Annotated in this window: 31 protein-coding genes; 22 read left to right on the forward strand and 9 right to left on the reverse strand. The window is 66.0% G+C overall.

Annotation, left to right across the window (positions count from 1 at the left end):
* Nucleotides 1-75 precede the first annotated feature (75 nt).
* From OUY36_RS03860 to OUY36_RS03875, 4 genes are all read left to right on the forward strand, one after another.
* Nucleotides 76-1,443 (forward strand): MFS transporter, encoded by a 1,368-nt coding sequence (locus OUY36_RS03860; protein WP_267936804.1) that lies wholly within the window; start codon nt 76-78, stop codon nt 1,441-1,443.
* Nucleotides 1,444-1,605: 162 nt separating this feature from the next.
* Complete coding sequence (locus OUY36_RS03865) at nt 1,606-2,097, forward strand: single-stranded DNA-binding protein (protein WP_063544073.1); 492 nt, start codon at nt 1,606-1,608, stop codon at nt 2,095-2,097.
* An 11-nt stretch (nt 2,098-2,108) separates the two neighbouring features.
* Complete coding sequence (locus tag OUY36_RS03870) at nt 2,109-2,993, forward strand: sugar nucleotide-binding protein (protein WP_102840424.1); 885 nt, start codon at nt 2,109-2,111, stop codon at nt 2,991-2,993.
* Nucleotides 2,986-3,915, forward strand: a complete 930-nt coding sequence (locus OUY36_RS03875) for an NAD-dependent epimerase/dehydratase family protein (RefSeq protein ID WP_267936807.1) — start codon at nt 2,986-2,988, stop codon at nt 3,913-3,915. Before OUY36_RS03870 ends, OUY36_RS03875 begins: the two co-directional genes overlap by 8 nt.
* A gap of 70 nt (nt 3,916-3,985) precedes the next feature.
* On the opposite strand, the gene OUY36_RS03880 is transcribed toward OUY36_RS03875, so the two are convergent.
* Nucleotides 3,986-4,660 (reverse strand): OmpW family outer membrane protein, encoded by a 675-nt coding sequence (locus OUY36_RS03880; protein WP_267936809.1) that lies wholly within the window; start codon nt 4,658-4,660, stop codon nt 3,986-3,988.
* A 184-nt stretch (nt 4,661-4,844) separates the two neighbouring features.
* Here OUY36_RS03880 and OUY36_RS03885 point away from each other — a divergent pair, with 184 nt between their 5' ends.
* The 6 genes from OUY36_RS03885 to OUY36_RS03910 are packed head-to-tail and all read left to right on the forward strand — an operon-like array spanning nt 4,845 to nt 9,742.
* Nucleotides 4,845-5,630 carry a DUF3450 domain-containing protein gene (locus OUY36_RS03885; RefSeq protein ID WP_156244172.1) on the forward strand — a complete coding sequence of 262 codons (786 nt, stop codon included), beginning with the start codon at nt 4,845-4,847 and terminating at the stop codon, nt 5,628-5,630.
* Nucleotides 5,627-6,973 carry a MotA/TolQ/ExbB proton channel family protein gene (locus OUY36_RS03890; protein ID WP_267936812.1) on the forward strand — a complete coding sequence of 449 codons (1,347 nt, stop codon included), beginning with the start codon at nt 5,627-5,629 and terminating at the stop codon, nt 6,971-6,973. The genes OUY36_RS03885 and OUY36_RS03890 overlap by 4 nt, the downstream gene beginning before the upstream one ends.
* Nucleotides 6,966-7,511, forward strand: a complete 546-nt coding sequence (locus OUY36_RS03895) for a MotA/TolQ/ExbB proton channel family protein (protein WP_011912010.1) — start codon at nt 6,966-6,968, stop codon at nt 7,509-7,511. Before OUY36_RS03890 ends, OUY36_RS03895 begins: the two co-directional genes overlap by 8 nt.
* Nucleotides 7,512-7,522: 11 nt before the next feature.
* The gene (locus tag OUY36_RS03900; protein WP_102840429.1) at nt 7,523-7,936 is read left to right on the forward strand and encodes an ExbD/TolR family protein; all 414 of its coding nucleotides are present in this window, start codon (nt 7,523-7,525) and stop codon (nt 7,934-7,936) included.
* Nucleotides 7,936-8,649: an energy transducer TonB gene (locus OUY36_RS03905; RefSeq protein ID WP_267936815.1), complete on the forward strand. Its 714-nt coding sequence runs from the start codon at nt 7,936-7,938 to the stop codon at nt 8,647-8,649. The genes OUY36_RS03900 and OUY36_RS03905 overlap by 1 nt, the downstream gene beginning before the upstream one ends.
* Nucleotide 8,650: 1 nt before the next feature.
* Complete coding sequence (locus tag OUY36_RS03910) at nt 8,651-9,742, forward strand: tetratricopeptide repeat protein (RefSeq protein ID WP_267936817.1); 1,092 nt, start codon at nt 8,651-8,653, stop codon at nt 9,740-9,742.
* A 43-nt stretch (nt 9,743-9,785) separates the two neighbouring features.
* On the opposite strand, the gene OUY36_RS03915 is transcribed toward OUY36_RS03910, so the two are convergent.
* From OUY36_RS03915 to OUY36_RS03930, 4 genes are read right to left on the reverse strand one after another with little or no spacing between them, the layout of a single operon-like run.
* Nucleotides 9,786-10,298 carry a DUF3299 domain-containing protein gene (locus OUY36_RS03915; protein WP_013981728.1) on the reverse strand — a complete coding sequence of 171 codons (513 nt, stop codon included), beginning with the start codon at nt 10,296-10,298 and terminating at the stop codon, nt 9,786-9,788.
* An 8-nt stretch (nt 10,299-10,306) separates the two neighbouring features.
* Nucleotides 10,307-11,572, reverse strand: coding sequence for an ABC transporter permease (locus OUY36_RS03920; RefSeq protein WP_267936820.1), 1,266 nt, complete (start codon nt 11,570-11,572; stop codon nt 10,307-10,309).
* 3 nt (nt 11,573-11,575) lie between these two features.
* Nucleotides 11,576-12,283 (reverse strand): ABC transporter ATP-binding protein, encoded by a 708-nt coding sequence (locus tag OUY36_RS03925; protein ID WP_014595789.1) that lies wholly within the window; start codon nt 12,281-12,283, stop codon nt 11,576-11,578.
* Nucleotides 12,284-12,300: 17 nt separating this feature from the next.
* The gene (locus tag OUY36_RS03930) at nt 12,301-12,927 is read right to left on the reverse strand and encodes a DUF2796 domain-containing protein (protein ID WP_267936822.1); all 627 of its coding nucleotides are present in this window, start codon (nt 12,925-12,927) and stop codon (nt 12,301-12,303) included.
* 94 nt (nt 12,928-13,021) lie between these two features.
* Here OUY36_RS03930 and OUY36_RS03935 point away from each other — a divergent pair, with 94 nt between their 5' ends.
* Complete coding sequence (locus OUY36_RS03935) at nt 13,022-13,375, forward strand: hypothetical protein (RefSeq protein WP_267936824.1); 354 nt, start codon at nt 13,022-13,024, stop codon at nt 13,373-13,375.
* Nucleotides 13,376-13,402: 27 nt separating this feature from the next.
* Here the strand turns inward: OUY36_RS03935 and trxA are convergent, their stop codons facing one another.
* Complete coding sequence (gene trxA / locus OUY36_RS03940) at nt 13,403-14,272, reverse strand: thioredoxin (RefSeq protein WP_267936826.1); 870 nt, start codon at nt 14,270-14,272, stop codon at nt 13,403-13,405.
* A 207-nt stretch (nt 14,273-14,479) separates the two neighbouring features.
* Here trxA and yedE point away from each other — a divergent pair, with 207 nt between their 5' ends.
* Complete coding sequence (gene yedE / locus OUY36_RS03945) at nt 14,480-15,706, forward strand: selenium metabolism membrane protein YedE/FdhT (RefSeq protein ID WP_267936828.1); 1,227 nt, start codon at nt 14,480-14,482, stop codon at nt 15,704-15,706.
* The gene (gene yedF, locus OUY36_RS03950) at nt 15,675-15,914 is read left to right on the forward strand and encodes a sulfurtransferase-like selenium metabolism protein YedF (protein WP_013981735.1); all 240 of its coding nucleotides are present in this window, start codon (nt 15,675-15,677) and stop codon (nt 15,912-15,914) included. Before yedE ends, yedF begins: the two co-directional genes overlap by 32 nt.
* A gap of 19 nt (nt 15,915-15,933) precedes the next feature.
* On the opposite strand, the gene thpR is transcribed toward yedF, so the two are convergent.
* Genes thpR through OUY36_RS03965 form a run of 3 tightly spaced genes read right to left on the reverse strand, consistent with a single transcriptional unit; the run spans nt 15,934 to nt 17,546 of the window.
* Nucleotides 15,934-16,455, reverse strand: a complete 522-nt coding sequence (gene thpR / locus OUY36_RS03955) for an RNA 2',3'-cyclic phosphodiesterase (protein WP_125842092.1) — start codon at nt 16,453-16,455, stop codon at nt 15,934-15,936.
* A gap of 15 nt (nt 16,456-16,470) precedes the next feature.
* Nucleotides 16,471-17,124 (reverse strand): class I SAM-dependent methyltransferase, encoded by a 654-nt coding sequence (locus tag OUY36_RS03960; RefSeq protein ID WP_267936831.1) that lies wholly within the window; start codon nt 17,122-17,124, stop codon nt 16,471-16,473.
* On the reverse strand, nt 17,121-17,546 hold the full coding sequence (locus tag OUY36_RS03965; protein WP_267936833.1) for a YbaY family lipoprotein: 426 nt from the start codon (nt 17,544-17,546) through the stop codon (nt 17,121-17,123). The genes OUY36_RS03960 and OUY36_RS03965 overlap by 4 nt, the downstream gene beginning before the upstream one ends.
* A gap of 113 nt (nt 17,547-17,659) precedes the next feature.
* Here OUY36_RS03965 and nrdR point away from each other — a divergent pair, with 113 nt between their 5' ends.
* The 9 genes from nrdR (at nt 17,660) to OUY36_RS04010 (ending at nt 24,913) form a co-directional block, all read left to right on the forward strand.
* Nucleotides 17,660-18,127, forward strand: a complete 468-nt coding sequence (gene nrdR / locus OUY36_RS03970; protein ID WP_003304016.1) for a transcriptional regulator NrdR — start codon at nt 17,660-17,662, stop codon at nt 18,125-18,127.
* Nucleotides 18,124-19,224: a bifunctional diaminohydroxyphosphoribosylaminopyrimidine deaminase/5-amino-6-(5-phosphoribosylamino)uracil reductase RibD gene (gene ribD, locus OUY36_RS03975; protein ID WP_267936837.1), complete on the forward strand. Its 1,101-nt coding sequence runs from the start codon at nt 18,124-18,126 to the stop codon at nt 19,222-19,224. The genes nrdR and ribD overlap by 4 nt, the downstream gene beginning before the upstream one ends.
* A 537-nt stretch (nt 19,225-19,761) precedes the next feature.
* The gene (locus OUY36_RS03980) at nt 19,762-20,424 is read left to right on the forward strand and encodes a riboflavin synthase (RefSeq protein WP_181119586.1); all 663 of its coding nucleotides are present in this window, start codon (nt 19,762-19,764) and stop codon (nt 20,422-20,424) included.
* Between the two features lie 11 nt (nt 20,425-20,435).
* On the forward strand, nt 20,436-21,515 hold the full coding sequence (gene ribBA / locus OUY36_RS03985; protein WP_011912027.1) for a bifunctional 3,4-dihydroxy-2-butanone-4-phosphate synthase/GTP cyclohydrolase II: 1,080 nt from the start codon (nt 20,436-20,438) through the stop codon (nt 21,513-21,515).
* 183 nt (nt 21,516-21,698) lie between these two features.
* Nucleotides 21,699-22,175, forward strand: a complete 477-nt coding sequence (ribH, locus tag OUY36_RS03990) for a 6,7-dimethyl-8-ribityllumazine synthase (protein WP_011912028.1) — start codon at nt 21,699-21,701, stop codon at nt 22,173-22,175.
* Nucleotides 22,172-22,657 (forward strand): transcription antitermination factor NusB, encoded by a 486-nt coding sequence (nusB, locus tag OUY36_RS03995; protein WP_011912029.1) that lies wholly within the window; start codon nt 22,172-22,174, stop codon nt 22,655-22,657. Before ribH ends, nusB begins: the two co-directional genes overlap by 4 nt.
* Nucleotides 22,658-22,669: 12 nt before the next feature.
* Nucleotides 22,670-23,632 carry a thiamine-phosphate kinase gene (thiL, locus tag OUY36_RS04000; protein WP_102840441.1) on the forward strand — a complete coding sequence of 321 codons (963 nt, stop codon included), beginning with the start codon at nt 22,670-22,672 and terminating at the stop codon, nt 23,630-23,632.
* Nucleotides 23,633-23,683: 51 nt separating this feature from the next.
* On the forward strand, nt 23,684-24,181 hold the full coding sequence (locus OUY36_RS04005) for a phosphatidylglycerophosphatase A family protein (RefSeq protein WP_102840442.1): 498 nt from the start codon (nt 23,684-23,686) through the stop codon (nt 24,179-24,181).
* Between the two features lie 84 nt (nt 24,182-24,265).
* Nucleotides 24,266-24,913: a retropepsin-like aspartic protease family protein gene (locus tag OUY36_RS04010; protein ID WP_095460581.1), complete on the forward strand. Its 648-nt coding sequence runs from the start codon at nt 24,266-24,268 to the stop codon at nt 24,911-24,913.
* The last annotated feature ends 11 nt before the right edge of the window (nt 24,914-24,924 follow it).

Below are 24,924 nucleotides of genomic sequence, written 5' to 3' on the forward strand. Positions count from 1 at the left end.
GGCAAAACCGTGCGCCTGTGCCGAACAGGGTAGGGCTGCTAGAATCGCCGCCGGTTCATACAAGCGAGACCCTCCATGCAGGACCCCTACAGCGAGCGCATGAGCGCCAGCGAAACTCGCGCAGCCTCCGGGCTGGCACTGGTGTTCGCTTTCCGCATGCTCGGCATGTTCATGGTTTTGCCCGTGCTGGCGACCTACGGTATGGATCTGGACGGCGCAACGCCGACCCTGATCGGATTGGCCATCGGTGCCTATGGTTTGACCCAGGCGCTGCTGCAAATTCCCTTCGGTATTCTGTCCGACCGCATCGGGCGCTTGCCGATCATCTATTTCGGTCTGGCGATCTTCGCCGCCGGCGCGGTGCTGGCGGCGATGTCCGACAGCATCTGGGGTGTAATCGCAGGACGGGTGCTGCAGGGCGCCGGTGCGATCTCCGCCGCGGTGATGGCCTTGCTCTCCGACCTGACCCGCGAGCAGCATCGAACCAAGGCGATGGCGCTGATCGGGGTGAGCATCGGCCTGTCCTTTGCAGTGGCGATGATCATCGGGCCCTTGCTGACGCGCGCCTTCGGCCTTTCTGGGTTGTTCTGGGTGACGGCGGCGATGGCGGTGCTCGGTGGCGTAATCGTGACCTTGCTGCCCAAGGCCCAGGTGCATGTCCGCCATCGCGAATCCGGCGTTGCCAAGCAGGCGCTGGGTGTGACGCTGCGTCATCCGGATCTGTTGCGCCTGGACTTCAGCATCCTGGCATTACACGCGATCCTCATGGCGAGTTTCGTCGCGCTGCCGCTGGCGCTGGTGGAGCAGGGGGCACTGCCCAAGGACGAGCACTGGTGGGTCTACCTCACCGCGTTGTTGATCGGCTTCTTCGGCATGGTCCCTTTCATCATCTATGGCGAGAAGAAGCGCCAGATGCGCCGCGTGTTGCTCGGTGCCGTCTCTGCGCTGCTGCTGTGCGAGCTGTTCTTCTGGTGGTTCGGCAACGGCCTGTGGATGCTGGTGATAGGCATGGTCGCCTTCTTCGTGGCCTTCAATCTGCTGGAGGCCTCGTTGCCTTCGCTAATCAGCAAGGTAGCGCCTGCCGGTGGCAAGGGCACCGCCATGGGGGTCTATTCCACCAGTCAGTTTCTCGGTGCCGGGGTGGGCGGCGTTCTAGGCGGGATGCTCTATCAGCAGGGCGGGCTGGCCCTGGTATTTGCTGGCTGCGCGGCACTCTGCGCGCTGTGGTTCGTGATCGCCTTCAGCATGCGCGAGCCTCCCTATGTCACCAGCCTGCGCCTGCCGCTTTCGGCCGGCGCGCTGAGCAACACCCGGCTCGAGGCCGACCTGCTGCACGTGCCTGGCGTGAGCGATGTGCTGATCGTGCTTGACGAGGCGGCGGCCTATGTGAAGGTCGATACGCTGTATCTGGATAGAGACGCACTCGACCGCCTGGTCGCCTGAACGCTGGCGCAGAGGACGCCGCAGTGCATGCCGGGGCGCAACTTGAGGGCGCGTCGGTTGGTTGTCAGGGGTGGCTGAGGTAAGATTCGCGGTCATCGGGTTTTTGGAGGCAGGATCGCCTCTGGTGCCCATTTAAATCATATGTTCCAAGAGGAGTTACCCATGGCCAGAGGGGTGAACAAAGTCATCTTGATCGGCAATGTCGGCGGCGACCCGGAAACCCGCTACATGCCCAATGGCAATGCGGTGACCAACATCACGCTGGCAACCACCGACAGCTGGAAAGACAAGCAGACCGGTCAGCTGCAAGAGCGTACCGAGTGGCACCGTGTGGTGCTGTTCGGCAAGGTCGCCGAGATTGCCGGCGAGTACCTGCGCAAGGGCTCGCAGTGCTACATCGAAGGTCGCCTGCAGACGCGCGAGTGGGAGAAGGATGGCGTCAAGCGCTATACCACCGAGATCGTCGTCGACATGAACGGCACCATGCAGTTGCTCGGCGGCCGTGGTGGCAATTCCGACGATGCGCCACGCCAGCCGCGCCCGCAGCGCGAGCCGCAGCAGGCCCCGCGTCAGCAGGCCCAGCCGCAGCAGCCTGCTGCCCGGCAGCAGCCCGCGCCGGACTATGACAGCTTCGACGACGACATCCCCTTCTGAGTCCTTCCTGAATGCGAATGCGCCTGATGCTGTTGGGCGGCGGCAATGCCCTGGGTCAGGCGCTCATCCGCCTCGGCGCCGAGGAAGACATCGGCTTTCTTGCGCCGCGCCCGCCCGCCCAGGGCTGGGATGCCGCCAGTCTTACCCAGTTGCTCGACGACAACCGTCCGGATGTCGTCATCAACCTCGCCTACTACTACGACTGGTTCCAGAGCGGACAGCCCAACGAGCCGGCGCTCGCGGCCCAGGAGCGGGCTGTGGAGCGGCTTGCCGAGCTGTGCCAGCACCACGATTTCGTTCTCCTGCAGCCGTCGAGTTACCGCGTATTCGATGGTGCGCGCACCACTGCCTACAGCGAGAAGGATGAAGTCGCGCCGCTGGATGCCCGGGGCCAGGCGCTCTGGCGCATCGAGCAGAGCGTGCGGGCGTTGTGCCCGCGTCATGTGCTGCTGCGTTTCGGCTGGCTGCTCGACGACAGTCGTGACGGTGTGTTGGGGCGAGTGTTGCAACGGCTGGAGCAGAGCGAAGCGATACTGCTCGCGGACGATCGCCGTGGCAATCCGACGCCGGTGGACGACGCGGCGCGGGTGATCCTCGCTGTACTCAAGCAGCTCGATTGCCAGGCGCCGTTGTGGGGTACCTACCATTACGGCGGTCACGAAGCCTCGACGCCGCTGCTGGTCGCGCAGGCGCTGCTGGGCGAGGCCGCCAGGTATCGCGATGTGACGACTGCCAAGCTGACGCCGGTCGCTCACGCCGACTGTTCGGATGCCGCGGCTGAGCCGCAGCACGGTGTGTTGGCCTGCAAGAAGATATTCACCACTTTCGGCATCAAGCCGCGTGCCTGGCGCACCGGCCTGCCGAGCCTGCTGGAGCGTTATTACCGCCATGGCTGATGCCCCGATTCTGATCACTGGCGGCGCCGGCTTCATCGGCTCCAATCTGGTCGATGCCCTGCTGGCGCGCGGCTATGCCGTCCGCGTGCTGGATAACCTTTCCACCGGCAAACGCGAGAACCTGCAACAGCATGAGCGGCTCGAACTCATCGTCGGCGACGTGGCCGACGTCGACTGTGTTCGTCGCGCGGTACAGGGCTGCCGGGCCGTGGTGCATCTGGCCGCTGTCGCGTCGGTGCAGGCGTCGGTGGATGATCCGGTCGGCACCCACCAGAGCAACCTGATAGGCACCTTGAATCTTTGCGAGGCGATGCGAGAAGCGGGTGTGAAGCGCCTGCTGTTCGCCTCGAGCGCAGCGGTCTATGGCAACAATGGCGAAGGCCAGGCCATCGATGAAAATACCGCGAAGGCGCCGCTGACCCCTTACGCTGCAGACAAACTGGCCAGCGAGCATTACCTGGATTTCTATCGGCGCCAGCATGGTCTGGAGCCGGTGGTGTTCCGCTTCTTCAATGTTTACGGCCCTCGGCAGGATCCGTCGTCGCCCTATTCAGGGGTGATCAGCATCTTTACCGAGCGGGCGCAGAAGGGGCAGCCGATTGCGGTGTTCGGCGATGGGGAGCAGACGCGGGACTTCATCTATGTAGGGGATCTGGTCGAGGTGCTGGTGCAGGCACTTGAAGCTCCGGATGCGCCGGAAGGGGCGGTGAACGTGGGGCTCAACAAGGCGACGTCGTTGAACCAGCTGCTCGACGCCATTGGCGATGTGCTGGGCGGTCTGCCCGAGGTGAGCTATCAGGCGGCGCGCTCGGGAGACATTCGTCATTCGCGGGCGAACAATGCGCGGCTGGTGCAGCGCTACCGCTTGCCAGAGCCACCCACCAGCATGCGCCAAGGGCTGGCCCGTTTGTTGGGCAAGTAAGCGAAACCGGAAAAGACAAAAGGCGCCATTGGCGCCTTTTGTCTGTCTGCGATTCGGTTGGACCGATGCGTCAGAACTTGTAGCCGAGGCCGACCATGTAGACGAAGGGATCGACGTCTACGTCGACTTTGATTTTTGCATCTGCCGCTTCGGAGTAGGTTGTGCCGGTCGTGTCGATGTCGATATAGCGGACTTGAGCGTTGAGCATTAGGTTGTCAGTCAGCATGTAATCCATGCCCACCTGAGCGGCCAAACCCCACGAATCTTTCATGTCCAGCCCGCGGAGCTGCAAACCCGAGTTCTCAGCTTCACCGGTCAATTTGTCATCGAAGAACCAAGTGTAGTTAATGCCAGCACCAACATAGGGTTGGAAGGCGGATGCTTTTTCCAGCGGATAGTAGATTACGCTGAGGGTTGGCGGGAGGTGCTTGAGTTCGCCAAGCTTCAAGCCGCCCAGGCCCTTGGTGCCTACGTCGTGGGTGAATGGGGTTGCTGCAAGCAACTCGATACCCACCTTGTCGGTCACCATGTAGGCAAAGTTCAGGCCCAGTTGTGTGTCGCTGTTCAAAGTGGCGCCGGTGCCATCCACGCCCGCCCCGCCGACTTTTACGTTGCCACTATCTTCACGCGGATCAACAGTGATAGCACCAGCGCGAACGATGATGTCCCCGGCCTCGAAAGCCTGGGCGAGGGGTGCGGTCAGCGCCAGGGCCAGCGCGGAAGCAGTGAACAGGGTCTTGCGCATGATGATGCTCCGTTTGTTGGAATGCGATTGGCCGCCATGTTAGGGAGCGGGCGCCGGGGCTTTTTGATCCAGCTCAATGAAAGCCGCGTCGCCAGCTGCGACGTAATGCCCGGGTTGCTTTGCGTCAATTGCTGGATGATAATGTTTCTCTTTTGAGTTAACGACCGTCTGCAAGGACCTCCTCATGCCTCCCTTCATCCCCCGCCTGTTGGCGGTTGCCGTGCTGCCGTGCTGCTTGCACCTGTATGCGGGGTCGCTCTCCGCGGCTCCGCTCGACGCTGCGCTCGAAGAGAGCGAGCGCCTGTCTGCCGAAGCCAAGGCTTCGCAAGCGCGGATCAACCAGCTTGACGATGCCACGCGCGAGGCGCTCAACGAGTACCGCAGCGCTTTGCAGCAGGCTGAGGCATTGAAAGGTTATAACAGTCAGTTACGCGACTTGGTGGCCGCACAGCGCGAGGAGCTCGAGGGCTTTCAGCGCCAGCTGGACAGCATCGAGCGCACCCAGGAAGCGGTGACGCCGCAGATGAGTCGCATGGTCGAGGTGCTCGGCGAGTTCATTGCCGCCGACCTGCCGTTCCTGCCGGAGGAGCGCGCCGATCGTCTGGCCGGTCTGCAGGATCTGCTGCCGCGCGCCGATGTCAGCCTGGCGGAAAAGTACCGGCGCATCCTCGAGGCCTATCAGATCGAAAGCGACTACGGCCGCACGCTAGAAGCCTGGCGCGGCGAACTGCCTGGCAATGGCGATTCGCGTAGCGTCGAGTTTCTCCGCCTGGGCCGGGTGATGCTCTATTACCAAACCCTCGATGCTCATGAGAGCGGCTGGTGGAACCCGCAGACGCGCAGCTGGGAAGTGCTCGACGGCAGCGCACGACGGCCGCTGACCCAGGCCATCGCCATTGCCCGCCAGCAGCAGGCGCCCGCCTATCTGCAACTGCCCGTGAAGACCCTGGCCGAGGAGGCCGCGCAATGAGCCGTCTGTTTTCCCTGTTCCTTGTCGCGCTGCTGCCGCTCACCTCGCATGCGGCGGAGCCGCTCAGCCCTGACCAGTTGCTCGAACGCATCCGCAGCGACCGCGCCGCTGAGGTCAGTGCCATGCAGGCTCGCGAGCAGGCCTTCGTTCGTGACCGTGGCGAGCAGCAGCAACTGCTTTCCCGTGCCCGTGCCGCACTGGCCGAGCAGAAGGCCGAGGCCGAGCGATTGAAGGCCGAATTCGACCGCCAGGAAGCGGAGCTGGCCGAGCAGGAAAAGCTCCTGGCCCAGCGCGTCGGTCATCTCGGTGAGCTGTTCGGCGTGGTGCGGCAGAGCGCCGGTGATATCGCCGGTCAGTGGCAGGACAGCCTGCTCAATGCCCAATATCCCGAGCGCCTCGAGCAGCTACGCAGCTTGGCCGAAAGTCGCGCCCTGCCATCGGCCGACGATCTCGATGCGTTCTGGATGACCTTGCTCGAAGACCTGGCGGCCAGCGGCCGCGTCGAGCGCGTGCAGCTGCCGGTGGTGGGCACCGATGGTGCGCGTAGCGAGCAGCCGGTACTGCGCGTCGGCAGCTTCTCCACCTTTACCAGCGACGCCTTCCTGCGCTATGACGCCGATGCCGGGGAGCTGCTGGTGCCGCCGCGTCAGCCGTCCGGCAAGGGCCTGATCGAGGATTACCTGAATAGCTCCGATGCCCTGGCCACGCTGCCGGTCGATCCGAGCCGCGGCACCCTGCTGGCGCAGTTGCAGCGCCAGCCGGACCTGTGGGATCGCGTCAAGCAGGGCGGTCTGGTCGGTGGCGTGATCCTGGTGCTCGGCGCCATCGGCCTGCTGCTGGCGATCTGGCGCATGGTCTATCTCGGCGGCATTGGCCGCAAGGTTGGAAGCCAGATGCGCGAGCTCAATCATCCACGCGACGACAACCCGCTCGGCCGCATCATCGGCGTACTGGGGCCTAAGCCGCAGCTGTCGGACCTGGAGACGCTGGAGCTCAAGCTGGACGAAGCCATCCTGCAGGAAACCCCGCCGCTGGAGCGCGGCCAACCGCTGCTCAAGCTGCTCGCCGCCGTGGCGCCGCTGCTCGGCCTGCTGGGTACCGTGACCGGCATGATCATCACCTTCCAGGCCATCACCCAGAGTGGTGGCGGCGATTCGCGGCTGATGGCCGACGGCATTTCCCAGGCGCTGGTGACCACGGTGCTGGGCCTGGTGGTGGCGATCCCGCTGCTGTTCCTGCACAGCCTGTTGGCCAGCCGCAGCAAGGCGCTGATCCAGCTGCTGGAGCAGCAGAGCGCGGGGCTGATCGCGCTGCATCTGTCCGGAGCACCACGCCGTGACTGATCTGCGCGCTCACTGGCTGAGTGTCGTCGACAGCGGTCACGCGCTGCTCGACTTCATGACCGCGGGTGGGGTGGTGATGTGGGCATTGGCAGGCCTCTGCGTGCTGTATTGGACGCTGGTGTTCGAGCGCCTGTGGTTCATGCGTCGGGTCTTCCCGCATTGGGTCGAGTCGCGCCGGCAGGCCTGGGCACAGCTGGCCGATGAACCCGGCAGCTGGCAGCGCGCCGTGCGCCTGGCCTGGCTGGCGCAGGCGCAGCAGCAATTGTCCGGCCCGCTGCGGTTGAGCAAGACGCTGGTTGCGATGTATCCGCTGCTCGGCCTGCTCGGCACGGTGAGCGGCATGATCGCGGTTTTCGATGTGCTGGCGCTCAGCGGCACCGGCAACCCTCGCGGCATGGCTGCGGGTGTCTGGCAGGCGACCCTGCCGACCATGGCCGGCATGGTGCTGGCCATCACGGGATTGTTCAGTCTGGCGCGCCTCGAGCGAATCGCGCGCCAGTCTCTCGACCGGCTGGCCGACCAGCTGCGTCACGATTGAGGATTAGCGGGATGCGTATGCGTCGTCACCATTACCAGCAGGAAGAAGACACCGGCATCGATCTCACGCCGATGCTCGACGTGGTCTTCATCATGCTGATCTTCTTCATCGTCACCAGCTCCTTCATCAAGGAGTCCGGTGTCGAGGTCCAGCGCCCGCAGGCCGATACGGCCAGTACCCAGGACAAGGGCAACATCCTTATCGCCGTCACCGCCGATGGCCAGGTCTGGATCGACAAGCAGGCGGTGGACGTGCGCAGCGTCCGTGCTCATGTCGAGCGGCTGCGGGTGGATCAGCCCGAGGGCGCGGTGGTTGTCCAGGCAGACCAGGATGCCCGCACCGGGCTCGTGGTACAGGTGATGGACCAGGCGCGCCAGGCCGGCGTGCAGGACGTGGCGCTGGCTGCCAGCACGGGGTCGCGCTGATGCAACCGCGGCTGGTCCGTTTCAGTCTGGCTTTCGTCGCCGCCTGCGTGGTGGCGCTGCTGCTGTTCGCCCTGATGCTGAGCATGGTCAACCCGCCGCGCAGCAAGATTCAGGAAGACCCGCTGGCCATCGCCAATTTCGTGCGCATGGATGGGCGCAACGAGGACACTGCCACACGTTCACGTCAGCAGGCGCCGCAACCACCGCAGCCGAAAACGCCGCAACCACCGACGCCACCGACACCGAACATGGCCACGCCAGATGCCAACCTGCCGAAGCTCGACCTCGATCTGCCGAGCATCGATGCGGGCATTTCGGTCGCGACCGCGCCGGCGCCCAGCCTGTCCGGCCTGACCGCTGCGCAGAGCGCGCCTGCGGCCGCTCCGGCACCGGCTAGCGCGGCGGTCGAGGCGGCTGGCAAGCCGGGTGGCCCCGAGCAGGAAGTTATGCCGCTCAACGACGTGCGCCCGGAATACCCCTATCGCGCCCGACAGCAGGGCATCGAGGGCCATATCAAGCTTGCCTTCACCATCAATCCCCAGGGGCGGGTGGAGAACATCCGCGTACTGGAGGCGTCACCACGCAACGTGTTCGATCGCGAGGCCCGGCGTGCCGCGGCCCGCTGGCGTTTCGCCCCGCGCACCGAGAACGGCGCGCCGGTAGCCCGAGAAGCCGTCAAAACCCTGCACTTCCGCCTGCAAGGAGAACGCTGAAATGCTTCGTCTGCTGCTTGTGCTGACCCTTTCCCTCGCTGCTTCGGTCCAGGCTGCCCAGACCATCGACCCGGCCGTGTTCATGGCGCTCGAGCGAGCGCAGACTGCGCAGAGCAAGGGCGACTATGCGGCTGCACGCAAGGCGCTGGACGGCGCGAGCGCCAAGCCGGGGAGCAACGAAGAGGCTTTGCTCTGGCGCAGCCGAGGCTATCTGGCCTGGGCCGAAGGCAACAACCGGCAGGCGCTGGAGTGGCTGGACAAGGCCGTGGCCAGCGGCAAGCTGGACGAGCAACTGCTGGCCGGCGAGCGCCTCAACCTGGCACGCCTGAACCTGGTCGAGGGCCGCTATGCCAAGGTCGTCAGCCTGTTGGGCTCGGCCAATCAGGCCGACGAGGAGATCCTGCAGATGCTGGTGCAGGCCTATCAGGGGCTCGGTCAGCATGCCAAGGCCCTGCCGCTGGCCGAGCGTTACGTGCAGGCCAATCCGAAAGCCGGCGACACCTGGCTGCAGTTCCTGGTCGCCGGCAATGCCGAACTCAAGCGCTATCAGGCCGCCGAACGCTGGCAACAGAAACTCTTGCTGCGCCATCCCGATCAGGTCAAGGCCTGGCGGCAGCTGGCCGGCCTTCAGCAGCTGGCCGGTGCCGAGGATCGCGCGCTGGCTACCCTACGGGCGGCGCACACCAAGGGGCTGCGCTTCACTGAGGCCGAGCTGGACAACCTGGTCGCGCTGGCCAGCGCCGCCGGCCAGCCCTGGCAGGGCGCCAAGCTGTTGGAAGGCATGCTTGCCTCGCGCTTGCTGCCGAGCAATGCGCAACGTCAGGAACGCATGGGCATGCTCTGGTGGCAGGCACGTGAGCGTACCGAAGCCGCCAAGATCTATCGGCAGTTGGCGACCCAGACCGGCAGCGCCAAGTTCTGGATGAATGTCGCACAGCTCGAACTGGAACAGGCCCGCTGGCAGGCCGGGCTCGAAGCGCTCAAGCATGCCGAGCGGGCCGGCGCCGAACGTCGTCGCGTGCGCGAGTGGCGCGAGTGGGCGGAAGGCGAACTCAGTTTCGAGCGTGAGAAGCAGATCGCCAGCGCGCACTGACCGCCGGCAAAAGCGCAATCGCCACCGCGTTGCCGGATGGCGGTCACTGCAACTCGTAGGGATAGATCTTCTGCGCCTGCATGCGGTAGCCGGCCTCCGCCAGCTCGCTGCTGGCATGCTCGACGCGCATGGGTCCTTCGATCCAGAACGGCTCGTACAGCGCTTCTACCCGCACGCCCAGTTCACTGGTGGCATGCACGATCTGGTTGGACGGCGGTGGTGGCACATGGATGCAGGCGCCGAAATAGGGCACCAGCAGGAACTCAATGACGCGCCCTTCGTCGGTCATGTCCAGCGGCACGATATAGCCTGGCAACTTCACCATCTGTCCATCGAGCGCCTCGACCACCGGCGCGGCCGGCGACTGCTGTGCCGCGGCCGGGCCGGCCTCGGCGGCGAGCGCATCGGCCAGCTGCGACATGTCATGTATCGCCAGCGGCGGTGGCGGCGGAGGGGCTCCTTCCGGAATCAGCTCCGACCATTGCAGCAGACGGACTTCAGCCGCGTGCAGGGGCAGCGCGCAGGCCAGGAGCAGGGCGAACAGCAGGCGTGGCATGGGCTTCCTCATAGTCGGATCGACAGGCCATCGACAAGCGATTGGCGATACGCCCGCCAGGCCGGCACGCTGCCCATCAGCAGCGCGGCCAGCAGGATAGCGCCAAGCAGGCTCCACTCATAGGCGCTCGGCCAGGCCAGCGGCAGATACAGGCCGTACAGGCTCTGCAGTGGCGCCTGGGCGATGGCGATCCCTGCATACAACAGGGCCAGCCCCAGCAGCGTGCCCGCCAGCGCTAGACCGAAGGCCTCGATGATCAACAGTGCGGCGATATGCCAGGGGCGGGCGCCCACCGAGCGCAGGATCGCCATCTCCCGGCGACGTTCGTTGAGGCTGGTGAGGATCGCCGTCAGCATGCCGATCAACCCGGTCAGCACGACGAACAGTGACACCACGAACAGCGCCTTCTCGGCTGTGCCCATCAGGCTCCACAGCTCCTGCAGCGCGACGCCGGGCAGGATCGCCAGCAGCGGCTCGCCACGGTACTGGTTGATTTCCCGCTGCAGGGTGAAGGTGGCGATCTTGCTGTTCAAGCCGAGCAGAAACGCCGTGATCTGCTGCGGTTGCAGGTCGAGCGCGCGCGCCTGATCCGCATCGATACGCGCCGCGCCGCGCGCCGGCACGCCGTTCTGCCAGTCGATGTGCAGCGCTTCCATGCCGGCCAGGCTGATGTGCAGGGTGCGGTCGACAGGAGTGCCGGTGCGCTGCAGCACGCCAACCACGCGGAACGGCTTGTCGTCGTGCTGCACCAGGCTGACCCGGGCGATGCCATGGGCCAGCACGATACTGTCGTCGAGCCGGTAGCCCAGCGCGCTGGCCACTTCGGCGCCCAGTACCACCTCGAACGGGTCGCTTTCGAAGGCGCGGCCTTCGGCCAGCTGCAGCGGCTGCTTGCGGCCGTAGCGGTAATGCTCGAAATAAGCGCTGCTGGTGCCCATCACTCGATAACCACGATGGGAATCGCCGAGGGAAATCGGGATTGCCCAGTCGACACGCGGGTGTTCGGCGAAGTGCTGGTAGCTTTCCCAGCGGATGTTGTTCGTCGCGTTACCGATGCGAAACACCGAATAGAGCAGCAGATTCACCGAGCCGGAGCGGGCGCCGACCACCAGATCGGTGCCGCTGATGGTGCTGGCGAAGCTGGCGCGGGTTTCGCTGCGTACCCGTTCGACGGCGAGCAGCAGGCACACTGACAGCGCGATGGCGAGTACGGTCAGCAGGGCGGTGAAGCGGCGATTGTTCAGGCTCGCCAGGGCCAGGCGCAGTAGATACATCGCTCAGCACTCCGGCGCGCGTGCGGCGCGATTGAGATCGGCCAGCGACAGGCTGCGGTCGAACAGCGGTGCGAGGCTCTGATCATGGCTGACGAACAGCAGGCTGGCACCCGCCGCCCGGCACTCGGAAAACAGCAATTGCAGGAAGGCTTCGCGACTGTCCGCATCCAGTGCCGAGGTCGGTTCATCGGCGATGACCAACTCGGGCTGGCCGATCAGCGCTCGGGCGGCAGCCACGCGCTGCTGCTGGCCGATGGACAGCGCATCGGCCCGCCGCTCGAACAGCTCCGGTGCCAGCCCCAGGTGCTCCAGCAGGCTGGCCGCGGCGGCGTCGGTACTACCATGTCGTTTGCGCGCACGCTCGGCGCGCAGGCGCGAGAAGTGGCAGGGCAGACCGACGTTTTCGCGTACCGAGAGAAAGGGCAGCAGGTTGAACTGCTGAAAGATGTAGCCGGTGTGATCTACGCGGAAGCGATCACGGGCGCCGGCCGACAGGCTGCCGAGGTCGCGGTCGAGCAGGCGCACGCTGCCGCGCGCGGCCTTCTGCACGCCGCCGATCAGACCGAGCAGGGTGGTCTTGCCGCTGCCCGAGGGGCCTTTGAGAAACAGGCTCTCGCCGCGTTCGAGGCGAAAGCAGGGGATGTCCAGCAGCTCGGCCTGGCGTGGCCAGGCGAAGCCGAGGTTGTCGATTGCGAGAAGTGGAGCGGTCATCGATGTCCAGTGCTGGTTCAGAAAGGCAGCTGCGTGCGCGCCGGGGTCAGTTCCGCGCCCTGTTGGCCGTTGGGGCCGATCAGTTGTACCTGAATCTTCTCCGTGCCGGGGAAACGTTCGAACAGGCCCTTGAGATCCAGCGCCTGTAGTGCCCCCGGATCGCTGCAATCGAACTGGTAGCTCGCCTCGATATCGCTATGGCCGCCGTGTTCGGCTGCGGCGGCATGGCTGTGTTCGTGCTGGTGGTCTTCGTCCTGATCGCGGCGCTGGTAACCGGCATGGGCCGAGCCGAGCAGTTCGCCATGCAGCTGCTGTTCGCTCACCACGCAGGCGGCAGCCTTTGGCAGGCCGAACAGTGTCGCCGGTTGCTCGAGTTGGGCCCGCGCCTCGGCGATCTTCGCTTCGTCCGCTGGCGTGGCGGGGGCGTGTTCGAAGCCGACCAGGTTCATGGCCGGGCTGATGAACTCCAGTTCAAGACGCTTGCCATCCAGCGCGGCGTTCAGGCGAGCCGCACCATGTTCGTGGGCGCCGAGGCTGGCAGCTTCTTCATGTTCGTGATGATGATCTTCATGTGCTTGGCTGTAGCTCAGGGGCAACAGAAGCACGGGTACGGCGAGCAGTAAGTGGCGCATGGTCAGCTCCATTGGCAAGGTCTGTTACGTTATAACAACTTTGCCGCTTGGCTGGCCAGCGCGGTCCGTGCATGTGAGCATGAACGCATATTTCAGGAGGGATAGCATGATCCGAATCCGCGGACGCATAGGGGACTGGCCGGTCGATCTGGAAATCGAACTGGGCGAACAGGACTGGTCGGGCCTGGCGCGTGGGCTGGGCGCCGTCGAGATCAGCTCGGTCGGGCGGCCTGCAACGGCGGCTTCGCCGCCGGCCGATGCCCTCTGGCACAGCGCCCGGGAATGCCTGCGCAGTGCCGGGAAGCTGGAAGGGCCGCAGTTGTTCGCCGAGCTGGAGGCGATCACCGGGAGCGCGCAGCTGGCCAAGCGGTTGCTGGTGCGGCTGCGTCATTGCGACGAGGTACGGGTCGAGCATGGCGCCGATTCGGCCTGCTATCACTGGATCGGCGAGCCCGCCTGACGGGCTCGCCACCAGCGGCGGCCGGGATCAGTAGATCGCCTGATAGAGCTTGCGGCGATACAGCGTCACCAGCGGATGGTCGTTGCCGAGCAGGTCGAAGACCTGCAGCAGGGTCTTGTGCGGCAGCCCGTCGGCATAGCTTCGGTTGCGCACGAACAGCCTGAGCAGCCCGTCCAGCGCCGCTTCATACTGCTGCCGCGCCAGCTGCTGGACGGCCAGCTGGTACGCCGCCTCGTCATCCTCGCCGTTCTGCGCCAGGCGGCTCTTCAGCGTGGCGGCATCGGGCAGGTCATTGGCCTGACGCAGGAACGTCAGTTGCGCGCGCGCGCCGGCCAGTGCCTGCTTGTGCTCATCGCCCTTCACGGCATTGAGCACGGTTTCCGCCTCGCCCAGCTCGCCGCGTTCGGCCAGGCAGCGCGCGTACAGGATCAGGCCGGCGGCGTTTTCGTTGTCCTCGCTGAGCAGCTGCTGCAGCTGCGCCTCGGCGTCGGCAAAACGGCCTTCGGCGAAGGCCGCCTCAGCGCTTTCCAGCAGATTGCCCTGTGGCGTTGTCGGGGCCTGTACGTGAGGCTCGAGCATGGCGCGAATCGCGGATTCCGGCTGCGCACCGGCGAAACCGTCCACCGGCTGGCCGTCCTTGAACAGCACCACGGTGGGTAGGCTGCGGATGCCGAAGCGGGCAACGACCTCCTGCTCGATGTCGCAGTTGACCTTGGCCAGCAGCAGCTCGCCCTGGTATTCCTCGGCGATCTTTGCCAGCAAGGGCATCAGCGCCTTGCATGGCGCGCACCATTCGGCCCAGAAATCCACCAGCACCGGCTTGTGGAACGAGTTCTCGAGCACCAGCTGTTCGAAACTGGCGGTGGTGACATCGAAGATATAGGGCGTCTGGCTCATCGGAATTCTCGTCGGCGACGGGTGACTGGGAAGCTGTGCATGGTAAGTGGGGTCGCCGCCGGCGAGAAGCAAGAGCTCGCGCGATGGATGCCATTGGTCTATGGTTGCGCCGCCTCTACGACGCGGCATCGCGATCGCCTCGCCGAGGCGAAACCCTTTTCCTAGACCGGTGCGGCGTTTGCAGTCGCGCGTCATAAGGAGCTTCACATGTCCGTTCTCTCCGATTTCCGGGAGCGCTATCTCGTGCGCTTCTGGTCGCCCCTGCCGGCGCTCGTCGCGCTGGGTGTCGCCTCCGCCTACTACTTCGCCATCACCGGGACCTTCTGGGCCGTCACCGGCGAGTTCACCCGCTGGGGCGGGCACATCATTTCCTGGTTCGGCTATAGCCCGCAGGAGTGGGGCTATTTCAAGCTGATCGGCCTGTCCGGTACGCCGCTCGATCGCATCGACGGCGTGATGATTATCGGCATGCTGCTTGGCGCGCTCTGTGCGGCGCTGTGGGCAAACAACGTCAGCCTGCGCTGGCCGACCAGCAGACGGCGCCTGCTGCAGGGCCTGATCGGCGGCATCATCGCTGGCTTCGGTGCGCGTCTGGCCATGGGCTGCAACCTGGCGGCCTTCTTCACCGGCATTCCAATGTTCTCGCTGCATGCTTGGGCTTTCATGCTGGCCACCGTGGGCGGCGCCTGGATCGGCGTGAAGATCTGCCTGCTGCCCTGGCTGCGCACGCCGCTGAAGGTCGGTAGCCAGGCCAGTTCGCTGTTCGGTGACGTGGAAGGCACGCGGCGGCGGGCCTCTTTGCAGGCGCGCCTCGGCACCGGGGTGGCGGTGCTGGCCATCGCATTCGCCGCCTGGCGCTTCGATACCTCGCTGGTGCTGGGCATGGCGGTGCTGTTCGGCTTGTTGTTCGGCGGGCTGATCGAGCGGGCGCAGATCTGCTTCACCAGCGCCGCGCGCGACCTCTGGACCACCGGCCGAACCCGCGCGGCCTACGGCATCCTGCTCGGCATGGCGGTGGCCTGCGTCGGTACGTTCGGTGCCATCGCGCTGGGGGCAAGCCCGAAGATTTTCTGGATGGGGCCGAACGCGATTCTCGGCGGCGTGCTGTTCGGCATCGGTATCGTCGTTGCCGGCGGCTGCGAAACCGGCTGGATGTATCGCGCCATGGAAGGGCAGGTGCACTTCTGGGTGGTCGGCGTCGGTAATGTCATCGGCGGCACGCTGGTGGCGGTCTACTGGGACGAGCTCGGCACGTCGCTGGCGCTGCCCTATCCGAAGATCAGTCTGCTGGAGAGCTTCGGCCCGGCCAGCGGGTTGCTGCTGACCTTCGCCGGGCTGGCCGTGGCCATGCTGCTGGTGCACCTCAACGCACGTCGTTTCCAACCGAAAAGGAGTCCTGCCCGTGAGCCAGGCCAAACCGAATCTCTCGCTTGATCTGCGTGGCGAGCACTGCCCGTACAACGCCATCGCCACGCTGGAAACCCTGGCGACCATGCAGCCTGGGCAGTTGCTGGAAGTGGTGACGGACTGTTCGCAGTCGGTGCACGGCATTCCAGAGGACGCCACGGCCAAGGGTTACAACTGCCTGGCGGTGGAGCAGCACGGTCCGCTGTTCCGCTTTCTCATCGAAGTGCCGCGCTGAGCAGGCCATGTGACGGTCGCTATGGCGCTGCCAGCGGCCAGCGTCCCAGCGCGTCGTAGCGCACGCCGCCCGGCGTTGCCGTCGACAGATAGAGGCCGAAGTGGTCGGCGTGCCAGGCGAAGCCCGGCGCGGCGCCGCTCGGTCGGCTGCGGGCCTGGCGGGCCAGCGTCAGGTGCGGGAGGAAGGGCCGGCTGTCGAGCACCACGCCTAGCGCGGCCAGATGCTCGGCAAGGGTAGCGACCAGCCTCGACAGGGCCTGCGGCGTCGTGCTCGGTTGCAGGCAGATGAAGCCCTTGCCGATGGTGGTGAGCCGGTCCAGCCGGAGGTCGAATGCCGTCCCCTCGATGCCTGATGCCATGGTCAGCAGCGCATCCAGCCGCTCTTTCGGCTGGGCACCGAGAAAGGCCAGGGTCATGTGCAGATTGGCTTCGGCCACCGGGCGCCCGTCGAATGCCTGACCGTCACGCCAGGCGCAGATGGCCGTCGCCTGCTCGGGCGGGCAGGGCAGGGCGAAGAACAGGCGCAGACTTTCCTCGCTCATGGTGTCTCCGTATGGCTAGCGCGTCGCGTGGTAGAGGCTCACCTGGCGAAACTCCGCCGGCTCTGCCAGATCCGGCCAGGTGCACGCATCGAGTACGGCCAGGCGCCGGTACAGCGGATGGGCGAAGTCCCGCACGCGGGAGTCGGCCACCAGCGCTTCCCGGCCTCGGCTGAGAAACTGGTCCAGCAGCGGCAGGTTGGCGCGGTCGTAGAGCACATCGGCGACGAGGATCAGATCGAAGCGATCCGCTTCGCCGAAGAAGTCCTGCGAATAGCGTAGCTCGACACCGTTGAGCGCGGCGTTCGCCCGGCAGGCGGCGAGTGCCAGCGGGTCCAGGTCGCAGGCCACCACCTCGGCGGCTCCTGCCTTGGCCGCGGCGATGGCGGCTACGCCGGAACCCGCGCCGAAATCCAGCACGCGCTTGCCGCGCACCCAGTCCGGGCGCTCGGCCAGCCAGCGGGCCAGGACCAGCCCGCTGGCCCAGCAGAAACACCAATAGGGTGGCTCGTCGAGAATGCGCCGGGTTTCCTCGGGGCTGAAGGCGCGATCCATGTTGGCGGCATTGATCAGCCAGAGGCGCAGCTCGGTGCCCGGCAGCGTCTCGGCGACCAGGCGGGCATCGCCCAGCAGTTCGTGCAGCGCGGCCTGCAGCTGCGCCGGTGCGCTCACGGTGCCGGAACCAGCTGCAGCGGGCCGAGCGCCTGGCTGGCGGCACTCGATATGGTGCGCGGCGGCAGGCGCATGATCAACTGGCCGGCTCGCGTGACGCGGCCGCGTAGCTCGACGCGCTGGCCGGCCGGGAAGGCGTCGGGGTTGAACTGGAGGATGAACGGCAGCTCACCGTCGCGGCCCTTGAGCTGCACGTTGCTGAGCAGGCGGTCGGGCTGGTCGCGACGGTCGACCTCCAAGAGCGCCAGCTCCACGTCGCTGCCGGCCGGTGCGCCGATCAGGCTGCCGCTCAGTTCGTTGAGCAGTTTGGAGTGGGGTGCGGTGCTCAGCTCGACGGGAGCCGTCGGTGGTTCGCTGGGTTGGCTGCCGCAGCCGGCGAGCAGCGTCAGCAGGGCGGACAGAACGATAAAGCGTGATGGCACGGACGGCCTCCTGAACGGCGATTGCGGGCTTGTATAGCAGCAAAGCCGTCGCCTTGTCTTGCCGGTCGGATGCGCTACCATGGCCGTCCCGACGTACGACCGATTCCAGCCCCATGCATTGTCCCTTCTGCGGTGCCCACGACACCAAGGTCATCGATTCCCGCCTGGTCGCCGAGGGCGATCAGGTGCGCCGCCGCCGCGAGTGCCTGGCCTGTGGCGAGCGCTTCACCACCTTCGAAACCGCCGAGCTGGTGATGCCGCGACTGATCAAGTCCGACGGCAGTCGCCAGCCGTTCGACGAGCAGAAACTGCGCGCCGGCATGCAGCGTGCGCTGGAAAAACGTCCGGTCAGCGTCGAGCGCCTGGAAGCGGCGATCGCCCATATCAAGCATCAGCTGCGCGCCACCGGCGAGCGCGAGATCAAGTCGCGCGTGCTCGGCGAGCTGGTGATGGCCGAGCTGCAGAAGCTCGACGAGGTCGCCTATATCCGCTTTGCCTCGGTCTACCGCCGCTTCCAGGACCTCAACGAGTTCCGCGAGGAAATCGAGCGGCTGTCCCGCGAGCCGGCCAAGCCCGAATGACGGCCGATCACGCCTGGATGGCCCGGGCGCTGCAGTTGGCGCGCAAGGGCCTTTATTCGACCCATCCGAACCCGCGGGTCGGCTGCGTCATCGTCGCCGATGGCGAGCTGGTCGGTGAGGGCTGGCACGTACGCGCCGGCGAGCCGCATGCCGAGGTCCATGCGCTGCGCCAGGCCGGCGAGCGCGCCCGCGGTGCCACCGCCTACGTCACCCTCGAACCCTGCAGCCATTACGGGCGCACGCCGCCCTGTGCCGAAGCGCTGGTCAAGGCCGGGGTCGGACGCGTGGTGGCGGCCATGCAGGACCCCAATCCGCAGGTCGCCGGGAATGGTCTGGAGCTGCTGCGCAGCGGCGGTATCGAAGTTGCCAGCGGTGTGCTGGAGACCGAGGCGCGGGAACTCAATGCGGGCTTTATCAAGCGCATGGAAAGCGGTCTGCCATACGTGCGCGCCAAGCTGGCGATGAGCCTGGACGGGCGCACGGCGATGGCCAGCGGCGAGAGCCAGTGGATCACCGGCCCGGCGGCGCGTGCCGAGGTGCAGCGCCTGCGCGCCCGCTCCAGCGTGGTGCTGACCGGCGCCGACACCGTGCTGATGGATGCCGCGCGGCTGACCGTGCGCGGCGCCGAATTGGGGCTGGACGCGGAAACCACTGCGCTAGCGCTGCAGCGCCCGCCGCTGCGGGTGCTGGTCGATGGCCGGCTGCGCGTGCCGCTGGATGCGCCGTTCTTTCAGGCTGGTCCGGCGCTGGTCGTCACGGTGGTCGCCGGCTGCGAGGAGACCTATCGTCGCGCCGGCCACGAGGCGCTGGTGCTGGGGCAGGAGCGGGTCGACCTGAGCGCGCTGCTGCGCGAGCTGGCTGCTCGTGGTGCCAACGAGGTGCTGGTCGAGGCCGGACCGCGGCTGGTCGGTGCGTTCGCCAGCCTCGGCCTGATCGACGAGTACCAGGTGTTCATGGCGGCCAAGTTTCTCGGCTCCTCGGCGCGGCCGCTGCTGGAGCTTCCGCTCGAGCGTATGAGCGAGGCGCGCGAGTTGAAGATCGTCGACATCCGGGCGGTGGGCGAGGACTGGAAGATCCTGGCGCGCCCGGCCAACTGATCGGCAACCCGTGTCGGCGGTGTCCGCCGATAGGCTGCGTCTTGCATTCAGATAGCTGCTACCGGGCGATAACGGGCTGCCCCGCGTCGCTATTTGTGTTAAAAACGCTGCCGGGCCGCAAACGGCCCAACGTTCTCAGGGCGGGGTGCGATTCCCCACCGGCGGTAATGGCGCAGTTACTAGGATGAAAGCGTAGCGAGCGCTGAGCAGGCAAGGCGTGATTCGACGAGAAGGCGGGCTTTACTGGGGGCAACGAGGCCTTGGTAAATGAGCACTTCGAGGAGGAGCACAACGCAGCATGCTCTGCGCGCAGTAGCTTTCAATCGCGTCTAGCCCGCGAGCGCTTGCTTCGGCAAGGTCAGCAGACCCGGTGTGATTCCGGGGCCGACGGTATAGTCCGGATGAGAGAGAGCGGGATATTCCGATGGGCGCCGTCCGTGCACCCGTCATGCATCCCTATCGATCCGTAGCGCCCTGTTTTTCAGAAACAGGAGTTCGTCGTATGCAGCGTTTTACCCGCCTTCCACGGGAGGCCACATGTTCACCGGAATAATCGAAGCCATCGGCACCATCCGTGCGCTCACACCCAAGGGCGGCGATGTCCGCGTGCTGGTCGAAACCGGCAAGCTGGATCTGGGCGACGTCAAGCTGGGCGACAGCATCGCCGTCAACGGCGTCTGCCTGACGGTGGTTGAGCTGCCGGGCAACGGCTTCTGGGCCGACGTCAGCCGCGAAACCCTGGCGCGCACCGCCTTCATCGATCTCAAGGCCGGCAGCCGGGTCAACCTGGAAAAGGCCCTGACCCCCACCAGCCGCCTCGGCGGCCATCTGGTCAGCGGCCACGTCGATGGCGTCGGCGAGGTCGTGGCACGGGAAGATAATGCCCGCGCCGTGCAGTTCCGCATCCGCGCGCCGCGCGAGCTGGCCAAGTACATCGCGCTCAAGGGGTCGATCACCGTGGATGGCACCAGCCTCACGGTCAATGCGCTCAACGGCGCCGAATTCGAGCTGACCATCGTGCCGCACACCCTCGGCGAAACCATCATGGACGACTACCGCCCCGGGCGGCAGGTGAACCTGGAGGTCGACCTGCTGGCGCGTTACCTGGAGCGCCTGATGATGGGCGACAAGGCCGCCGAACCCAAGGCCTCGGGGCTCACCGAAGGTTTTCTCGCCGAGCACGGCTACCTGAAGAATTGAGGAGACGCCCGATGGCGCTCAATACCGCTGAAGAACTGATCGAAGACATCCGCGCCGGCAAGATGGTCATCCTCATGGATGACGAGGACCGCGAGAACGAGGGCGACATCATTGTCGCCTCCGAGTGCGTGACCGCCGAGCACATCAATTTCATGGCGCGCTTCGCCCGCGGCCTGATCTGCATGCCCATGACCCGCGAACGCTGCGAGCTGCTCAAGCTGCCGCTGATGGCGCCGCGCAACGGCTCGGGCTTCGGCACCAAGTTCACCGTTTCCATCGAGGCCGCCGAAGGGGTGACCACCGGCATTTCCGCGGCCGACCGCGCGCGTACCGTGCAGGCCGCGGTGGCGAAGAATGCCAAGGCCGAGGACATCGTCAGCCCTGGCCACATCTTTCCGCTGATGGCGCAACCGGGCGGCGTGCTGGCGCGTGCCGGCCACACCGAGGCTGCCTGTGACCTGGCGCGCATGGCCGGGTTCGAGGCCAGCGGCGTGATCTGCGAGATCATGAACGACGACGGCACCATGGCCCGCCGGCCGGAGCTCGAGCTGTTCGCCGAGCAGCACGGGCTGAAGATCGGCACCATCGCCGACCTGATCCACTACCGCATGATCCACGAGCGTACCGTGCAGCGGGTTTCCGAGCAGCCGCTGGAAACCGAGCTGGGCCAGTTCAACCTGGTCACCTACCGCGACGGCGTCGAGGACACCGTGCACATGGCGCTGACCCGCGGTGAGATTTCCCCGGAAGAGCCGACCCTGGTGCGCGTACACAACATGGAGCCGCTGCGTGATCTGCTGCTGGTCACCGTGCCGGGTCGCTGGAGCCTGCGCGCGGCGATGAGCGAGGTGGCCAAGGCCGGCAAGGGCGTGGTGCTGCTGCTCGGCAATCCGCTGACCGGCCCGCAGCTGCTGGCGCAGCTGACCCGTCAGCAGCCGCCGACCCCGGCCACCTACAGCACCGTCGGCGCCGGTTCGCAGATCCTGCGTGACCTGGGCGTGCGCAAGATGCGCCTGATGAGCGCGCCGATGAAGTTCAACGCGATATCCGGCTTCGATCTGGAAGTTGTAGAATACCTGCCCGCTGAGTAAGGGTGCCGCGCTACTGCGCTTGGACATACTGCGTTGAAAACAGGCGAGGCTTGCTCATTTACCTCGGTAAACTCCGCCGCCTCACCTGCTTTCGCCTTGTCTGTCCTGCGCTCGCTACGCGCTGCTCCGTAGGGCTGTCCTGTTTTGTCCATAAGCTCTTTAACGCTATACGAGATTTGTACCATGCCCCTGAAGACCATCGAAGGAACCTTCATCGCCCCGCAGGGCAAATACGCCCTGGTCGTAGGCCGCTTCAACAGCTTCGTCGTCGAGAGCCTGGTCAGCGGCGCGGTCGACGCGCTGGTTCGCCACGGCGTCAGCGAAAACGACATCACCATCATCCGTGCACCGGGTGCCTTCGAGATTCCGCTGGTCGCGCAGAAGGTCGCGCAGCAGGGTGAATACGACGCCATCATCGCCCTTGGCGCGGTCATCCGCGGTGGTACGCCGCACTTCGAATACGTCGCCGGTGAGTGCACCAAGGGCCTGGCCCAGGTCTCCATGGAGTTCGGCGTACCGGTTGCCTTTGGCGTGCTGACCGTCGATTCCATCGAACAGGCCATCGAGCGTTCCGGCACCAAGGCCGGTAACAAGGGCGCCGAAGCCGCACTCTCCGCACTGGAAATGGTGAGCCTGCTTTCGCAGCTGGAGGCGAAGTGAGCCTGAATCACGACGATAGCCAGGACGCACCGCAGCCCAAGGCCAAGGGCAAGATCGCCACGCGCCGGGTCGCGCGCAGCCTGGCGATGCAGGCGTTGTATCAGTGGCACATGGCCGGTCAGAGCCTCAACGAGATCGAGGCGCAGTTCCGCGTCGACAACGATTTCAGCGGTGTCGACGGTGCCTACTTCCACGAACTGCTCAACGGCGTGGCGCGCAAGAAGACCGAGGTCGACCAGGCCATTGCGCCGAATCTCGACCGTCCGCTGGACGAGCTCGATCCGGTGGAGCTGGCCATCCTGCGCCTGTCGACCTACGAGCTGATGCAGCGCATCGACGTGCCGTACCGCGTGGTCATCAACGAAGGCATCGAGCTGGCCAAGGTCTACGGCGCCACCGACGGACACAAGTTCGTCAACGGCGTGCTGGACAAGCTGGCCCCCTCGCTGCGCAGCGCCGAAGTGCGCAACCACAAGCGCTGAGGGCCGCTCGCCTTGCTGGGTGAGTTCGAGCTGATCCGTCACTACTTCGCCGCCGCCGCTTGCGCCAGGGCCGGCGGCGAAGTCGTTCTCGGCATCGGCGATGATTGCGCCCTGTTGAAGATTCCCACTGGTGAGCAGCTGGCGGTATCCACCGACACGCTGGTCGCCGGCGTGCATTTCCCTGATCCCTGCGATCCGTTTCTGCTCGGCCAGCGCGCCTTGGCCGTCGCCGCCAGCGACCTGGCCGGCATGGGCGCCATACCCATCGGCTTCACCCTTGCCCTGAGCCTGCCGAGCGGCGATCCGCTCTGGCTCGCCGAGTTCGCCCGTGGACTGGATGCCATGGCGCTCGACTGCAGCCTGCGTCTGATTGGCGGCGATACCACCCGTGGCCCGCTGTGCCTGACGGTAACGGTGTTCGGCCGCGTGCCGGCCGGGCAGGCGCTGACCCGCGCCGGCGCGCAGACCGGTGATCTGCTCTGCGTCGGTGGTGTGCTGGGCGAAGCAGCCGGAGCGCTGCCCCTGGTGCTTGGTCAGGCGGAAGCCGATGCGGATGTCGCCGAACACCTGCTGGCGCGCTACTGGTCGCCACAGCCTCAGCTGGCCCTGGGCGAGGTGCTACGAGGCAAGGCCACGGCGGCGCTGGATATCTCCGACGGGCTGCTGGCTGATTGTGGGCATATTGCCAAGGCTTCGGGCGTGGCCTTGCAGATCGAGCGTGATCGGCTGCCGTTGTCCGAGCCGCTGCGCCGTTTCGCTGGCGACGCCGAAGCGCTGCGTTGCGCGCTGGCTGGCGGCGACGACTACCTGCTGGCCTTCACCCTGCCGCCTGCCGAACTGGCGCCGCTGCAGGCTGCCGGCTGGCCGGTGCAGGTCATCGGCCGGGTGACGGCGGGGCAGGGGGTGCAGCTGCTGGACGCGGCGGGCAACGAGGTGGCCGTGTCCGAACGCGGCTACAACCATTTCAATCCATGAGGGCGTTGCGGGCCTGCTCAGCCCGCGATCAATCCGAGAAGGAACGCTGTTTTGACTGATACCTCGCCGGTCGCGGCCAAGCCGCAAACTCTGGTCTGGTCCGATCCCTGGCACAACCTGGCGTTCGGCTTCGGTTCCGGACTGATGCCCAAGGCGCCGGGCACCTGGGGTTCGCTGGTAGCGCTGCCGTTCGTGCCGCTGTGGCAGTTGCTGCCAGGCTGGGGTTATCTGCTGATGCTCGGCTTGACCATGCTGTTCGGCGTCTGGCTGTGCGGCAAGGTGGCGCGCGAACTCGGCGTGCACGACCACGAAGGCATCGTCTGGGATGAGTTCGTCGGCATCTGGATCACCTTCTGGCTGGTGCCGGAGGGCTGGTACTGGCTGCTGCTCGGCTTCGTGGTGTTTCGCGTGATGGATATCGCCAAGCCCTGGCCGATCAGCTGGGTGGATCGGCATATTCATGGTGGGGTGGGCATCATGCTCGACGATGTCCTCGCCGGGGTCGCCGCCTGGGCGGTCATGCAGGGACTGGTGGCGCTGTTGGTTTGATTGTGCGTCCGGTCGCTGCAGGCGGTCGGCCATTGAAGGATGATCGGCGTTCGCCCCGGGCCCGGTTTCGAGGAAGAAATAGCCATGCGTAGCGTCTCCGTTCTGTTCGCCAGCCTGTTGCTCCTGCCCGCGCTGGCGCAGGCCGCCTCCATGGTGCAAGTGGTCGGGCTGTTTCCGGGCGCTGCGGTGGTCAACGTCGACGGCCAGCGCAAGCTGGTCAGGGTCGGGCAGACCGGGCCGGGTGGCGTCCAGGTGGTCAGCGCCGATGCCAGCGGCGCGGTGCTGCGGGTCGACGGCGTCGAGCGTCACTACAACCTGAGCCGTGAATACAGCGGCGCCTATGCAGCGCCGAGCAAGACCCAGCTGAGCGTGGCCAAGGGCACCGGCGGCCATTACTGGATTGCCGGTGCGATCAATGGCCAGTCGATCCAGTTCCTCGTCGATACCGGCGCCACCTCGGTGGCGATCAACGAGCATCAGGCTCGTCGCTTGGGCATCGACTATCGTGTCAACGGCCGGCCGATGGTGGTGAGCACCGCCAGCGGCACGGCCAAGGCCTGGCGCGTGCACCTGAACAGCGTCAAGGTCGGCGCGATCGAAGTGCTTGGCGTCGAGGCCGTCGTCGTCGAGGGCGGCTCACCCACCGAGGCGCTGCTCGGCATGAGCTTTCTCGGTCGGGTCAGCTGGCGCGAGGAGCAGGGCGTGCTGGTGCTGGAGTCGAAGACCTCCTGAGTTCAGGCTGA

It is taken from the genome of Stutzerimonas sp. R40042, from assembly GCF_026642215.1.
Lineage (GTDB): Bacteria > Pseudomonadota > Gammaproteobacteria > Pseudomonadales > Pseudomonadaceae > Stutzerimonas > Stutzerimonas frequens.